Source organism: Burkholderia sp. Bp8991, assembly GCF_003853795.1.
Lineage (GTDB): Bacteria > Pseudomonadota > Gammaproteobacteria > Burkholderiales > Burkholderiaceae > Burkholderia.
Genome location: NZ_QTQJ01000032.1, coordinates 39,194 through 54,149, shown reverse-complemented (window position 1 = coordinate 54,149; position 14,956 = coordinate 39,194). Strand labels below are relative to the sequence as shown.

Genomic DNA, 14,956 nt, shown 5'->3' with positions numbered 1-14,956 from the left:
GATACCCGTCGGCATCCCGGGCAGGTCCGGGGCAATAAAAAAATCGATAAGTACATCTACATACTGTTTGGAGACAGCCATGAAAACGAAACTGGGCGTCGCACTCGCGACGGCGATGGCGCTGGCCGGACCGGCCTGTGCGCAAAGCAGCGTCACGCTGTACGGGATCATCGATACCGGCGTGTCCTACTACAACAACGCCGCGCGCGGCGGATCGTTCACCGGGATGCCGACGCTGACCGGCGAAGTGCCGTCACGCTGGGGCCTGAGAGGCACGGAGGATCTCGGCGGCGGCTACCAGGCCTTCTTCGTGCTCGAAAACGGCTTCCAGCCGGGCACCGGCGCGCTGAACTACGGCGGGCGCCTGTTCGGGCGGCAGGCCAACGTGGGCGTAAACAGCCCGTTCGGCGCGCTGACCCTCGGCCGTCAGATGAACATGTCGATGATCGTGGTGACCAATGCTGACGTGATCGGCCCGTCGATTCATTCGATGGCGGATTTCGACTCGTATCTGCCGAACGCGCGCAGCGACAATGCGATCGGCTACAAGGGCACGTTCCACGGCGTGACGCTCGGCGCGACCTACAGCTTCGGCCGCGACGCGGCCGGGCCGGCGGGGCCGTCGGCGACGGGCTGCGCCGGACAGGTGCCCGGCGACATCGTCGCGTGCCGCCAATACACGGCGATGCTCGCGTATGACGCGAGCAATTTCGGGCTGGCCGCGTCGCACGACGTGATGCGCGGCGGCGGCGGCGCGCTCGCGCCGCTGAACAATCCGGCCTACACCGACACGCGCGACATCGTCGCCGGCTACGTGAAGATCGGCCCCGCGAAACTCGGCGCCGGGTGGATCCGCCGCAACCTCGCGGCGGCCGAGCACCTGCAGGCCGACATCGTGTTCGCGGGCGGCACGTACTACGCGACGCCCTACCTCGCGCTCGACCTGCAGGGCGTGCGCTACCTGCAACGCCGCGAAAACAAGGAAGGCACGAACGCGACGCTGGTCGTCGGGCGCGCAAACTATTTCCTGTCGAAGCGGACGACCGTGTATACGTCGGTGGGCTACATGTTCAACAGCGCGCTGGCCGCGAACGCGGTCGCGGCCGGCGGGACGGTCGGCACCGGGATGAATCAGCTCGGCGTGATGGCCGGCATCCAGCAGAAGTTCTGAACGCCGGACACCGCACCTCGATCAATCGGCGAGCCGGCAATGCGACAGCTTCAGCCCGGGCAGCACCGGCGCGTCGATATAACCTTCGTTCACGCAGCTGAAGCGGAAATTCGCGGACGCCGTGAACGGCTTGATCTCGCCGCCCGGGAATTTCGGTTTCAACGCGGACTGATCGGCCGCGTCGAAATGCGTGTCGAACTGCTCGCCGTCGGCCGTCAACGCACCGAAGTACGTGCCGCCCGGGTCGCTGCCCATCCGCATCACCGCGCCGACGAACGCGAGGCGCCTGCCGTCGTATTTCGTCTTCGCGGCGGCCATGTCCTGCGTGTAGGCCTCGATCACGGTGGCGTAGTGCGCGTCGATCGCGGGCTCGGCGGCCGGCGCGGCGTAGCCGCTCTGGTGAACGCCCGCCAGCATCGCGCAGGCAGCCAGCGCGGCCGTCATGAACGGCGCGGAACTCTTTTTCATTGGGTGGTCTCCCGTCAAGCGTGGTGGTTGAAGTAATCGATCGCGGCGCTTCGCCGGCTGCCCGGCGAAACACCAGGGAATGACGTGCGGCCGTTGCGTCAATCGTTCGAATCGTGGAACACGGCTGCAATCACTTCAGCACCCGCGTGGTCGGCTGCGGTGCGCGACGTCGCGCGGCACGCGACGTGACAGGAAGATGACATGGTGCGGCCCCCGGCTCTCATTGAATTTCACTGCGTCTATTTTTGGGCGCTACGGTAGCAGACGGCCGGCGGCCCGGCAATCACGATGCCCGGTCCGAATCGGCCTCTTTACAATTGCAAACGATTCTCATTACATATATCATGCACATCCTCCGCGCGACGCAGTAAAGGCGCTGCGGCCCGCGTCATCGTCCTTAGCACTCCGTCCATTCATCGATTCATGCCATCCCGCCGAACGCCCCACCGCGCCCGGACGCTTCGTCCGTGGCGCGCGAGCCTGCCCGCCCTGATCACGCTTTGCGTCGCAAGCGGCGCGCATGCGGATGCCGAACCTGCCGCCACGGCTTCGGCGGCCACGCCCTCGCCCTCGTCGACGCCCGCGCGCCCCGAACGCGAACTGCCGACGATCAGCGTCAGCGCATCGTCAGCAGTCGATCCGACCGTCGGCTACCAGCCGCGCACGAGCAGCGTCGCCGGCGGCGACGATCGCCCGCTCAGGGAGATTCCGCAATCGGTCGCCGTGGTCAGCAGCAGCGTGATGCAGGACCAGCAGGCGCGCTCGCTCGACGACGTGCTCGGCAACATCAGCGGCGTCACGCAGACCAACACGCTCGGCGGCACGCGCGATGCGTTCATCAAGCGCGGCTTCGGCTCGAACAACGACGGCTCCGTGCTCGTCGACGGCGTGCGCACGCCGGTGCTGCACAGCTACCTCGCGACGATCGACCGCGTCGAAGTGCTGAAGGGCCCGGCTTCGCTGCTGTACGGGATGCAGGACCCGGGCGGCGTGATCAACCTCGTCACGCGCAAGCCGGAGGACACGTTCGGCGGCTCGATCTCGGCCTCGCGCACGAGCCACGGCGGCAGCAGCGCGCAGTTCGACCTGACCGGCCCGCTCGGCAAGCCGGGCCAGGTCGCGGGCGGCACGCTCGCATTCCGGCTCACCGGCGAATACGACACGAGCCGCTACTGGCGCAGCTTCGGCCGCGAGCGCAATGCGCTGATCGCGCCCGCGCTGTCGTGGCACGACGCGAACACGTCGATCGACGTCAGCTACCAGTACGCCGACTACACGATGCCGTTCGATCGCGGCACGGTGCTCGTGAACGGCCGCCCCGACGATGCGCTGCGCTATCGCCGCTACGAGGAAGCGTGGGCGCAAAGCAGCGGCATCCAGGAAACGCTGCGCGCGCGCGTCGAACACCGCTTCTCCGACGCATGGCGCGTGCGCGCGACCTACGGCTGGGGTCGCGACCGCTACGATCAATACATCGCCCGCGCGACCGCCTTCAACAGCACGACCGGCGCGCTGTCGCGCTCGTCCGACGCGAACCTCGGACGCAACGACTCCGACCAGATCGCGACGCTCGGCCTGCTCGGCAACCTGACGCTCGCGGGGATGAGCCACGCGCTCTATGTCGGCGGCGAATACGAGCGGCAGCGCAGCTTCCGCGGTGACACGATCCGCGGCACCGCGACGAAGGGCTTCGATCTCTACGATCCCGTCTACGGCCTGCTCGCGCCCGGCGGCACGGTGAGCGCGAAGCAGAGCGATTCGCTCTCGAAGGTCCACACGTACTCGATGATCGTGCAGGACTCGGTGAAGATCACCGACCGGCTCACCGCGGTCGGCGGGCTGCGCTGGGAGGACTGGCAGCAGGAATCGGGAATGGGGCGGCCGTTCGTGTTCGCCGACCGCTCGCACGGCAACGTGTGGCTGCCGCAGTTCGGGCTCGCGTATGCGCTCACGCCGTCGCTGACCGCGTATGCGAACGTGAGCCGTTCGTTCAAGCCGAACGTCGCGTCCAACGTGGCCGCGCCGCTCGCGCCGGAATTCGGCCGCGTGCTGGAAGCCGGCCTGAAGTTCAGCCTGAAGCCGGGCATCACCGGCACGCTCGCGGCCTATCAGATCGACAAGCGCAACGTCGCGGTCACGGTCAACGACATCACGTCGACGATCGGCACCGCGCGCTCGCGCGGGATCGAACTCGACGTCGCGGGGCAGCTCACGCGGCACCTGAGCCTGATCGGCAGCTATGCGTACACGAACGCGAACGACCGCGACAGCAACACGCCGCTCGTCAACGTCGCACGCCACACCGGCAGCCTGTTCGCGGTGTACGACACGGCGATCGCGAACCTCCCGGGGCGCTGGCGCTTCGGCGGCGGCGCGCGGCTCGTCGGCGCACGGCCCGGCGACACCGCGAACAGCTTCACGCTGCCCGGCTACGTGACCGTCGATGCGTTCGCGGCCTACGAAACGACGATCGGCAAGTTCCCGACGCGCATCCAGCTCAACGTGAAGAACCTGCTCGACAAGACCTACTACCCGTCGAGCAACAGCAACCTGATCGTCGCGGTCGGCGAGCCGCGGCTCGTCACGCTGACGACGACGGTGTCGTTCTGACGCATCTTCTCGCCGGGTGGCCGGGGCCGCGCAACGCGCTCCGGCCGGCGACACGAACACGTATCAGCCGCCCCGCAAAATCGAGCAGGATCCTGCTGCTTTGCTCGGGATTGTGCGCGGCCATCTCGAGGTGAACGGCCGCGTGCCCGGCGCGCCATGAGACCTGGCCGGCCCGGGCGGCGCCGCTTGCACCATCACGGACGCCAGCGATACACGACGAGGCTCGACCCGTTGTAGTTGTCCTTCGTGATCACGTATTCGCCGGTCGAGCGCAGGTACGCACGGATGCCGTACATCGAGTCGACGTCGTTGCCGACGTCCATCGCCGACGTGTTCGAGTTCGTCAGCGTGGTGACGAGGCTGCCGGTGTTCAGGTCGAACACGTCGACGTTCGGCACCGTGTGCACGTAGCCGACGAACAGATAGTGGCCGGCCGCCGCCATCGATTTCGGATTCGCGCTCGTCAGGTTGATCGCCACGTTCGGCGTGCTCGTGTTGCCGGCCATCCAGCCGCGATAGACCTCGATGTGCCCGTTCATCGCGGTCCAGTCCCAGCTGCCCGAGATGCCCTGCGCGAGGATCATCGTGTCGCTGTCGGCCTGGTAGATGATCCGCGTGAGCGGCAGCACGGAGCGCGGAATCGGAATCTGCACCGGCTTGCCCCATGTCGGCTTCCCGGCCGCGTCGAAACCCGTCATCGGATAGTGCGAGATGTTGTTGGTGCGATCGAGCCCGGCCCACACGTCGCCGTTGTCGTCGAGCGAGAAACCTGCCGTTACCTGCAGCGTCGTGTTGAACGGCTTGCCGGGAATCGAGCCGTCCGGAATCGCGATGTAGCCGCTCGCGCCGTTGAAGTGATAGAGGTTGTAGTTGCCCGGGTTCTGCCCGGTCGCGACGAGCATCCGGGTGCCCTTTACCAGCGCCAGCTGGCCGAAATGCTGGCCGCGCTGGTAGTCGTTCATGTCGAGGCGCGGGTCCTTCGGATAGCTGAACGGATCGATCGTGTTCGCGACGAACGTGCCGCCCGCGGTGCCGGTGTACACGTTGTTGCCGCTGTAGAAGAACGCGCCGTCGGTCGCCGGATCGGGCGCGGCGGCACCCTCGAAGTTCAGCGCCTGCAGCTTCCATTGCAGCGCGCCCGTCGGGTTGTACGAATGCAGGTCGGTGCTGCCGTTGCGCCCGAGATCCCAGCCGCCGCCCCAAGCGTTGTTCAGCACGTACAGGTTGCCGGCCGCGTCCTTGCCGATGCCTGCGACGCGCGTGAAGCGCTTGTCGCCGACCTGCCCCTTGATGCCCGACGTCGTGTCGAGATAGCCGCCCTGCACGCCGAACGTGCCGAGCTGCACGGGCTGGCCCACGAGCGCGTAGATCTTGATGTTCATGTCGGGGCCTTCGTCGCCCACCAGCAACTGCCCGCGCGGCGCATCGAAATACAGCGATGCCGGCCGCGCGCGGGCCGCCATCTGGATCGTGCTCATCGCCGTGCCCGTCGGGCTGAACTGCGCGACGACGCCCGCGCTCTTGCGTGCGACCCACAGGTTGCCGGCCGCGTCGAGCGCCAGCGCGCCGGGCCCCGATACGCCGATGTCGCGCTGCCACACGCCGTCCGTCGTGTAGACGCGCACGCGGTTGCCGTAGAAGTCGCTCACGTACAGCAGGTTGCCGGTCGTCGCGAGGCCCGTGATCACGTCCGCGTACTGGATGCCCGTCCACGTGCTGACCGGAATGCGCAGGTCGCGCTGGTTCGTGCTGCGGTTGTAACGGCCGACCGAGCCGCTGCCGAACGTGCGGTTGTAGCCGAGCGCGACGAACAGCGCGTTCGCGTTGCCGGTGATCGCGCCGCCCTGGAATTCGTCATGAATGCCGATCGTGCCGAGCGTCTGCCCGTTCTGGTAGATCGCGACGCCGCCCGCGTTCTCGTCCCAGCGCGAAGCCGTATAAATCACGCCCTCGGGGGCGACCCACAGCGAGCGCGCGCCGTTGCCGACGTGCGCGGCGAGCGTGCCGAACGTGTTCGCGAGCCAGTCCGTCGTGTATTGCGCTTGTGCGTGACTGACCGGCGCCAGCATTGCCATGCACAATCCAAGCAATGCCGCGCGAATTTGTTTCGATAACATGAATGATGCTCCCGGACGATCGTTGTTCGACACTCTAATTCGCCGCGTATGAAATATCGGTGATTTTTTCAAGAACCGGTTCAATTACCGTGCAAACGATTCATTACGTTCCCTTACCGCACGACGCGAATTGACCAGCGATGGGGCATGCCGGGGTCACCACCGTGAAACCCGTCAACCAACGCCGTTGCGATCCGTCATTACCGGCACTTTGTTCCGAATTTCCTAATGCTCGCACGTCATTTTTTCTGACATGCGCGCATTGATTTTCATTTCCATGAAATCGATTCGATTATTACAAATCGAAATAGAAATGAAAGAGAAAAAATATTATCCGGCGCACGCAGCATTGCCGGGTAAATCGTGAATATATGAAATAAGGCAGTGTGCGGCGGAATGTCGTTGCCGATGAAGATGCGGACGAGGTCCGGGATGTACCGCGCGTGCGGCGAAGGGAAGTGGGCAGCGGTGAATGAGCAAGGCCGCACGCCGGCGGGGGCGGCCGGTTACGGTCAGCTCGCGCTGTCGAGCGTCGGGCCGTCCCGGCCGTCGAGGTACTTGGGCAGCGCATCGACGACGTCGATCACGCGCTACCGATGGAACAGAGGCATCCACGCAACCGGCGGCCCGCATCGAACGCGAGCCCCCGGTCATGCACATGACATTAGAACTTCTGACGCAGCCCGAGGCTGACGATCGCCTGCGATCGCGAGTCGGACGAGTGGCCGTTCGCCTTGTCCGACACCGATGCAGTCGCCGCCACCGGCCGGCCGAGCGCGTCGAGCGTCGTGCCCGACGCATGCTGGTACGCGCCGAGCAGGTACACGCTGGTGCGCTTCGACAGGTCGTAGACCGCACCGAGCGTGACGTTGTGATACTGCGCGCGGTTGTCTATGCCGTCGACGTCGCTGCCGCGCGTGTAGCTGTAGCCCGCGAACAGTTGCGTCTGCGGCTGCACGTTCCAGCGCGTGAACACGCCCGCGACGTTGAACGTCGCATGACCGTTGAACAGCGACTGGGCCCCGCTGCGGTACTGCACGTTGCTGTAATTCACCCCGACCACGGCCGGGCCGAAGTCGTACGTCGCGCCGGTCGCGATGATCTGCTGCGACTGCGCGCTCGCATAGCCTTCGTTGATCGACGAGTTGAACAGGCCGTCGTCGGTGCTTCGCCACTTGCCGGCGGTTGGGTCGGTCGCGCCCGTCTTGCTGTTGTCCGAACGCTCGTAGCCGACGCCCACGCGCAGCGGCCCTGCCGCGTACGCCGCGCCGACGCTCCACGTGTTGCGCTGCTTCATGCTGCCCGGCTGGCTGCCGAAGCCGTACAGCGCGCCGAACGTGAAGCCCGCGTAGTTCGCGCTCGTGTACTTGATCGAGCTGTCGACGCGCGCGGTCTGGTCGAGGTCGTCGATGTCGCCCGGATGCGCGCCGAAGCCGCCGATGAACGACGACGGGCCGACCGGGCTCACGAAGTCGTCGAGCGACGTGTACTGGCGGCCGAGCGTGACCGTGCCGTAGCGGTCGCTGCCGACACCGACGAACGCCTGCCGGCCGAACTGGCGGCCGCCCTGGCCCGACGTGCCGTTGGTGATGTCGAAGCCGTTCTCGAGCACGAACAGCGCGCGCATCCCGCCGCCGAGATCCTCGGCGCCCTTGATGCCCCAGCGGCTGCCGGACAGGTTGCCGGTAGTCAGGGCGACGTCCGAGTGCCCGGTATAGGCGCCCGGCGAGCCGACCCGTTCGTTGCTGCGATAGGTCACGCCCGCATCGACGATGCCGTACAGCGTGACGGAGCTTTGCGCGGAGGCGATGCCCGCGAGCGAGAGCAGCAGCGGTGCTGCGATCAGTTGCTTGTTCATGATTTTTTAGCGTCTCCGGGCGGTGAGCCCGTTGTTCTATGCGAGTAGCGCGTGCGGTCGGCGAGATCCGCCGGCATGGCGAGGCCGGCAGCGTCCGCACACGGGAACGCGCGCATGCGAAACGCGCGCGCGACGTCGCGGCCAGCATGCCCGCCGTGGCCGCCATGGTAGTTGGAACCGGTTCCGGTCGATAGCGCAATAATGAAAACAGCTTCTTGCCAAAATCGAGATAATCAGCCGCGCGGCGGACGTCCCTGTACAGCGCGAGGCCGCGCGCCCGATAATCGGGCACCCGCCATCCACCGGGAGTCTTCGGCATGCATCAATCGACCCTGCTGATCTTCGCCGCCGTCGCGTTCGTCGGGATCGCGACGCCCGGCCCGACCGTGCTGCTCGCACTGACCAACGGCTCGCGCTACGGCGTGCGCCGCGCGGCCTACGGCTTCGCCGGCGCGATGCTGTCCGACTTCGTGCTGATCGTCGCGGTCGCGCTCGGCCTCGGCGCGCTGCTGATGGCATCGGCGTTCTGGTTCTCGGTGGTGAAATGGCTCGGCGCCGCCTATCTCGCGTACGTCGGCATCCGGCTGCTCACGTCGAAGGGCTCGCTCGACGTCGCCGTCGCGCATGGCGGCGCGGCGTACGAACGCAACGCGTCGATCTTCGCGAAGAGCTTCCTGACCGCGGTGACGAATCCGAAGGGCTATCTGTTCTTCTCCGCGTTCCTGCCGCAGTTCCTCGATCCGGCCGCCCCGCTGGCACCGCAATATGTTGCGCTCGCGGTCACGTTCGCGCTGCTCGACGGCGCCGTGATGTTCGGCTACGCGCTGCTCGGTGCGCGCGCTATGCGGCTGCTGAAGCGCTCGGGCGCGCTGTGGCTCGAACGCACGTGCGGCGCGATGCTGCTCGCGCTGGCGGGATCGCTCGCGCTGTATCGGCGGCATGCTGCGTAGGAGCATCGGCATGCGCGGTGCTTCGGGCGCTTCGAGCGCTTCAGGCGCGCCGTTCGCGCGGGTCGCATTACCCGCAACGTCCTCAACGGGCTCGCGATGAGAATCGACGTCCCGCCCCGCTCCGGTTTCCCCGGCCTGTCGCTGCGCCAGCTCGACCGCGCGGATCTCGACACGTGGTACGCATACCTGTCGAATCCCGACGTCGTCCGCCACACGAGCTGGAACCTGCATGCGCGCGACGATCTGCTGCCGCTGTTCGACGGCATCGAATCGGCTCATCCGGATTCGATCCGCCGCCTCGCGATCGTCGACGACGCGTCGGGCGCGCTCGCCGGGACCATCGGGCTGCATACGGTATCCACCGCGAACCGCTCGGCCGAGATCGCGTACGACCTCGCGCCGTCGCACTGGGGGCGCGGCATCGCGAGCGCGCTGTGCGCGAGCGTCACCGCATGGGCGTTCGCCGAAGGCGGCTTCATGCGGATCCAGGGCGTCGTGCTGACCAGCAATGCCGGCTCCGCGCGCGTGCTGCAGAAATGCGGCTACCGGTACGAAGGATTGCTGCGCGCATACCGGATGGTGCGCGGCGCGCCGGGCGATTTCGCGCTGTACGCGCGCCTCGCGACCGACTGACGGGCCGACGCGACGCGCGACGCGCCGATCCGCACGCCGTCGACGCGAATGGACGACCCGCGGCGAATTCGCGACAATCGCCGTTCCCCGCCTCGACTCCTTCGCCATGAAAATCGCCGCGCTGTCCGACATCCACGGCAACCTCGCCGCGCTCGACGCGGTGCTCGACGACGTGCGCCGCCGCGGCGCCGACGTGATGGTCAACCTCGGCGACATCGTGTCGGGCGCGCTCCATCCTGCCGCAACGGCCGACCGCCTGATCGCGCTCGACCTGCCGACCATCAAGGGCAATCACGAACGGCAACTGCTGACCGGCGATCGCGACACGATGCGGCTGTCCGACCGCTGGGCGCACGACACGCTGCGCGACGACCATCGCGCATGGATCGCCGCGCTGCCCGAGCGCCTGACGCTCGGCGACGATGTACTGATGGTGCACGGCACGCCCGCCAGCGACCTCGTCTACTTCCTCGAAACGGTCACGCCCGACGGCTGCCGTGCGGCGACGCCCGATGAAATCGCGCAGCGCGCGGGCGACGAGACGGCCTCGCTGATTCTGTGCGGCCATACGCATGTGCCGCGCCTCGCGAAACTCGACGACGGCCGGCTGATCGTCAACCCCGGCAGTGTCGGGCTGCAAGCGTACGCGGACGATCTACCGCACCCGCACCGGATCGAAACGGGTTCGCCGCATGCGCGCTACGCGATGGTGTCGCGCACGCCGGCCGGCTGGCACGCCGAATTTCATGCGGTCGAATACGACTGGCATACGGCCGCCGCCACCGCGGCATCGCGCGGCCGCGACGACTGGACCGTCGCGCTGCGCACCGGCCGGTGCTGACGCATCGCCGCCTTCCATTCACCCGCTTCGTTCACCAGAAAGCCGATCCGTCATGCCCGTTCCGTCACAACTGCTGTTCCTGCCCGGCGCATCGGGCAGCACCGCCTTCTGGCAACCGCTCGCGAGCCGCCTCGCGCATCCGGCCGAGCGTCGGATCGTCGGCTATCCGGGTTTCGGCGACACGCCGCGCGATCCGGCCGTCGACGACTTCGACGGTCTCGTGCGCCATGTGCTGAGCGCGATCGACCGGCCGACCGCCGTGATCGCGCAATCGATGGGCGGCGTGATCGCGATGCGCGCGGCACTCGAACGTGCGCCGCTCGTCACGCACCTGGTGCTGACGGTCACGTCGGGCGGCCTCGACATGCAGGGGCTCGGCGCGCAGGACTGGCGCGCCGGCTTCGCGCAAGCGAACCCGCAATTGCCCGACTGGTTCCTGACGTTGCGCGCCGACCTGTCGCAGGGCATCGGCCGCATCGCGCAGCCGACGCTGCTGCTGTGGGGCGACGACGATCCGATCAGCCCGGTCGCGGCCGGCAAACGCCTGCTCGAACGGCTGCCCGATGCACGGCTGCACGTGGTGCCGGGCGGCCGGCACGATCTCGCGGCCGTGCATGCCGAAACGCTCGCGCCGCTCGTCGACGCGCATCTGCAGCGCGTGTGACGCAGCCCGCTTCGACCCAGAAGCCCACGACGCGTTCGACGCCGCATCTCGGGGCGCCCCGTCAGGTCGCGTTCACCAGCGTCAACCGCGCTTCGAGTCCACCGCCGTCCGGCCGGTTGCGCAACGTGAGCGTGCCGCCCATCGCGAGCGCAAGCTGCCGCGCGATCGCGAGGCCGAGCCCCGTGCCGCCCGTCTCGCGATTGCGCGACGTCTCCACGCGCCGGAACGGTTCGAACACCGCGTCGAGCTGATCGTCCGGAATGCCCGGCCCGCGATCGAGCACCGCGATGACCGCGCCGCCGCCCGGCGCCGCCTGCACGTCGATCTCGGCCGCGCCCGCGAACTTCAGCGCGTTGTCGACGAGGTTGCCGACGATCCGGCGCAGCGCCTTCGGCCGCGTGACGAGCGCGAGCGGGCCGCCGCCATGCAGCGCGACGTCCTGCCCCGCATCCGTGTAGTCGCACACGATGCTGTCGAGCAGCGCATCGAGATCGATGCGGCGCGCGGCCTCTTCCGTGCCGTGCAGCGTGCGCGCATACGCGACGCCTTCCTTCACCAGATGCTCCATCTCGAGCAGGTCCTGGCGCAGCTTCGCGCCCTGCGCGTCGTCGTCCATCACGTCGACGCGCAGCCGCATCCGCGTGATCGGCGTCTGCAGGTCGTGCGAGATCGACGCGAGGATCTGCATGCGCTCGGCCATGTATTGCGCGATGCGGTCCTGCATCGCGTTGAACGCCCGCGCGGCACGCGCGACTTCGGACGGCCCGTCCTCGTTCAGGCGTTCGCCCTTCAGATCGGGGCCGAGCGCGTCGGCCGCCTGCGCGAGCTGCTTCAGCGGCCGCGTCGCGAGCCGCACCGCGAGCCAGCAGCACCCGGCCAGCACCGCGAGCTGCAGCGCGAGCACGACGGGCAGCCAGCCCGACAGCGGCACCGTGGACATCGGGTGGATGTCGATCGTCAGCGGCGAGCCGTCGGTCAGGCGCAGATGCACCTGCAGATGCTCGCGATCGCCGGGGATCGCGTTCGCCGTCAGCGGATAGTCGCCGCCGATGCCGTCCGAGATCGAGCGCTCGACGCGCGCCGAGAGCCGCGCCTCCGGCGGCGTGCCCGTCTCGCCGGGCCCGAGGATGAACGCGTAGCTGCGCCGTGCGAGACGCGGCAGCCACGCGGCACGCTGGTCGGGCGGCAGGTGATCGAGCAGCGCGACCGAACTCGCGACCTCGCGTTCGATGTAGCCCATCATCAGGTTGGTGGTCGCCTGGTCGCGCTCGGTGACCGTGAGCCAGAACGACAGCGTCTGCGCGAGCGCGAGGCCCACGCACAGGATCAGCGCGAGCCGCGCGAACAGCGAGCGCGGCCAGTGCCATGGGGTGCGCGCGCTCATGCGTCGCCTTCGACCGCGGTCACCGCCGCCGAGAACACGTAGCCCTCGTTGCGCAGCGTCTTGATGTAGCGCGGCTCGCGCGCGCCGTCGCGCAGGCGCTGGCGCAGCCGGCTCACGAGCAGGTCGATCGACCGGTCGAACGGATCGGACTGCCGGCCCTGCGTGAGGTTGAGCAACTGGTCGCGCGTCAGCACGCGCTGCGGATTGTCGAGGAACACGCGCAACAGCCGGTATTCGGCGCCGCTCAACGCGACCAGCGTGCCTTCGGCGTCGAGCAGGTGACGCCCCGTCGTGTCGAGCCGCCATTCGCCGAACGCGAGCATCGCGGCCGACTCCGTCACCTGCATGCCGGGCGGCAGCATGCGCGCGCGGCGCAGCACCGAGCGGATCCGCGCGAGCAGCTCGCGCACCGCGAACGGCTTTGCGAGATAGTCGTCGGCGCCCATCTCCAGACCGATGATGCGGTCGGTTTCCTCGCCACGCGCGGTCAGCATCAGCACCGGCACCGTCCGGAACTTGCCCGCGCGCAGATCGCGGCACAGCGTGAGGCCGTCCTCGCCGGGCATCATCAGGTCGAGCACGATCAGGTCGGGCGCGCCGTCGTCGAGCGCGTTGCGCATCTCGCGGCCGTTCGCGGCGAGCGACACGCGCATGCCGTTCTTCTCCAGGTAGTCCGCGATCAGTTCGCGGATCGCGCGATCGTCGTCGACGATCAGTACGTGGTCGATCTTGTCCATGGGCGATGTCGTTGGCGTGATGTTCCGGCTGGCGATGTCCGCTTTTATACCCCACTGCGGGCACCCGTTTGTATCCCAATGTATCGCGCCGCCGTGGCGACACACAACATTGCACACGCGCGGCCTGCCGGACACATCGCAGATACGTCGGCGCGGCCCAATGAGGGCTGTCGAAACCTGTCCGGCCGCCGCCCCCCCGCGCGGCGGCCGGCCGAACCGGAGAACCGCCATGCCGACCAGACTCAAGACCGCCGCCCTCGTGATCGCCCTCGCCGCCACGGCCGGGCTCGCCGCGTTCGCCGGCACCCGCGACGACGCGGGCATGCCCGCCTCGCTGGCCGGCACGCCGGCACCCGACTTCACCGGCATCGAGCAATGGCACAACAGCGCGCCACTCAAGCTCGACCAGTTGCGCGGCAAGGTCGTGCTGGTCGATTTCTGGACGTACTCGTGCATCAACTGCATTCATACGATTCCGTACGTGAACGACTGGTACCGGAAGTATCGCGACCAGGGGCTCGTCGTGGTCGGCGTTCATACGCCCGAGTATCCGTTCGAACGCGATGCGAAGAACGTCGCCGATGCGGTCAAGCGCTTCGGCATCCAGTATCCGGTCGCGCAGGACAACCGTTACGACACGTGGCGCGCGTACGGCAACCAGTACTGGCCCGCGCTGTACCTGATCGACGCGAACGGCAAGGTCGTCTATACGCGGTATGGCGAGGGCGGGTATGACAAGACGGAAGCGGCGATTCGGGGGGCGCTGGCGCAGGCGGGGGAAGTGGCGAAGGGCGCGACGCGTACGCAGTAGCGTGCGCCGGCGGGGGCGCGACATGCGCCCCCGTGCGATTCACCGTGACTCACCTGCGCTTCGCGTCGGCTTCCGCCAGCATCGCCTCCCCGATCGCGAGATTCCCGTCCGCGATCAGCGCGTCGCCCGCGCCGCGAATGTCGTCGACCGCCTTGTTCTGCCCGAGCTTGCGCTTGCCGACGAGCCGCGTGATCTCGATCTGCAGCCCGACGATCGACTGCAGCATCGTGTCGAGATAGTCCTTCGGCGCGTCGGCCATCTTCCACGGCGCCGGCTGCGACGCCTCGTGCGTGCGCGTCAGCCGCGCGACCACGCCGCGCACGAACTTCTCGTCGTCGCGCACGGTGATGCGGCCGTGCGCATGCACGACCACGTAGTTCCACGTCGGCACCTGCCGATGCGCGACGTGCTTGCTCGGGTACCAGTTCGGCGAGATGTACGCGTCGCCGGCGCGGAAGATCACGAGCACCTCGTCGCCATCCGCGACGTCCTGCCAGACCGGATTCGCGCGCGCGACGTGCGCATGCAGTTCGCCGAGGCCGCCATCGCCCGGCAGCAGTTCGAACGGAAGGTGGTTCGCGTCGAGCCCGCTGTTCCCGCGCGTGACCAGGGTGCCGAACGGATGCTGGACCATCAGTTCGCGCAGCACGTCGGGACGGGATTCGGCGAAATCGGCGGGGACATACATGGCGGCTCCACGATCGGACAGGGT

Annotated in this window: 13 protein-coding genes; 7 read left to right on the top strand and 6 right to left on the bottom strand. The window is 67.8% G+C overall.

Features of this window, described 5'->3' with window-relative positions; all coding sequences use genetic code 11:
- Positions 1 to 79 precede the first annotated feature (79 nt).
- Positions 80 to 1,171: a porin gene (locus DIE02_RS28385; protein ID WP_124529974.1), complete on the top strand. Its 1,092-nt coding sequence runs from the start codon at positions 80 to 82 to the stop codon at positions 1,169 to 1,171.
- A gap of 21 nt (positions 1,172 to 1,192) precedes the next feature.
- On the opposite strand, the gene DIE02_RS28380 is transcribed toward DIE02_RS28385, so the two are convergent.
- The gene (locus DIE02_RS28380; protein ID WP_124529972.1) at positions 1,193 to 1,639 is read right to left on the bottom strand and encodes a hypothetical protein; all 447 of its coding nucleotides are present in this window, start codon (positions 1,637 to 1,639) and stop codon (positions 1,193 to 1,195) included.
- Positions 1,640 to 2,062: 423 nt separating this feature from the next.
- Between DIE02_RS28380 and DIE02_RS28375 the strand changes: the two genes are divergently transcribed.
- The gene (locus DIE02_RS28375) at positions 2,063 to 4,249 is read left to right on the top strand and encodes a TonB-dependent siderophore receptor (RefSeq protein ID WP_124529971.1); all 2,187 of its coding nucleotides are present in this window, start codon (positions 2,063 to 2,065) and stop codon (positions 4,247 to 4,249) included.
- Positions 4,250 to 4,443: 194 nt separating this feature from the next.
- On the opposite strand, the gene DIE02_RS28370 is transcribed toward DIE02_RS28375, so the two are convergent.
- Positions 4,444 to 6,366, bottom strand: coding sequence for an SMP-30/gluconolactonase/LRE family protein (locus tag DIE02_RS28370; RefSeq protein ID WP_124529970.1), 1,923 nt, complete (start codon positions 6,364 to 6,366; stop codon positions 4,444 to 4,446).
- Between the two features lie 664 nt (positions 6,367 to 7,030).
- Positions 7,031 to 8,224, bottom strand: coding sequence for a porin (locus DIE02_RS28360; RefSeq protein WP_124529969.1), 1,194 nt, complete (start codon positions 8,222 to 8,224; stop codon positions 7,031 to 7,033).
- Positions 8,225 to 8,541: 317 nt separating this feature from the next.
- Between DIE02_RS28360 and DIE02_RS28355 the strand changes: the two genes are divergently transcribed.
- From DIE02_RS28355 to DIE02_RS28340, 4 genes are all read left to right on the top strand, one after another.
- Positions 8,542 to 9,174, top strand: coding sequence for a LysE family translocator (locus tag DIE02_RS28355; protein WP_124529968.1), 633 nt, complete (start codon positions 8,542 to 8,544; stop codon positions 9,172 to 9,174).
- Between the two features lie 96 nt (positions 9,175 to 9,270).
- Complete coding sequence (locus DIE02_RS28350; RefSeq protein ID WP_124529967.1) at positions 9,271 to 9,807, top strand: GNAT family N-acetyltransferase; 537 nt, start codon at positions 9,271 to 9,273, stop codon at positions 9,805 to 9,807.
- Between the two features lie 106 nt (positions 9,808 to 9,913).
- Entirely contained in the window at positions 9,914 to 10,648 is a 735-nt protein-coding gene (locus tag DIE02_RS28345) for a metallophosphoesterase (RefSeq protein WP_124529965.1), read from the top strand.
- 52 nt (positions 10,649 to 10,700) lie between these two features.
- On the top strand, positions 10,701 to 11,312 hold the full coding sequence (locus DIE02_RS28340) for an alpha/beta fold hydrolase (RefSeq protein WP_044847427.1): 612 nt from the start codon (positions 10,701 to 10,703) through the stop codon (positions 11,310 to 11,312).
- A 61-nt stretch (positions 11,313 to 11,373) separates the two neighbouring features.
- Here DIE02_RS28340 and DIE02_RS28335 read toward each other — a convergent pair whose 3' ends face one another.
- Both DIE02_RS28335 and DIE02_RS28330 read right to left on the bottom strand, forming a co-directional pair.
- Positions 11,374 to 12,696 carry an ATP-binding protein gene (locus DIE02_RS28335; protein WP_124523299.1) on the bottom strand — a complete coding sequence of 441 codons (1,323 nt, stop codon included), beginning with the start codon at positions 12,694 to 12,696 and terminating at the stop codon, positions 11,374 to 11,376.
- On the bottom strand, positions 12,693 to 13,433 hold the full coding sequence (locus DIE02_RS28330; RefSeq protein WP_124529963.1) for a response regulator: 741 nt from the start codon (positions 13,431 to 13,433) through the stop codon (positions 12,693 to 12,695). The genes DIE02_RS28335 and DIE02_RS28330 overlap by 4 nt, the downstream gene beginning before the upstream one ends.
- Positions 13,434 to 13,662: 229 nt before the next feature.
- Here DIE02_RS28330 and DIE02_RS28320 point away from each other — a divergent pair, with 229 nt between their 5' ends.
- Positions 13,663 to 14,244, top strand: coding sequence for a thioredoxin family protein (locus DIE02_RS28320; protein ID WP_124529961.1), 582 nt, complete (start codon positions 13,663 to 13,665; stop codon positions 14,242 to 14,244).
- Between the two features lie 49 nt (positions 14,245 to 14,293).
- Here the strand turns inward: DIE02_RS28320 and DIE02_RS28315 are convergent, their stop codons facing one another.
- A complete protein-coding gene (locus tag DIE02_RS28315) occupies positions 14,294 to 14,932 on the bottom strand; it encodes an FMN-binding negative transcriptional regulator (protein WP_124529959.1) in 639 nt (212 codons plus the stop codon).
- Positions 14,933 to 14,956 lie beyond the last annotated feature (24 nt).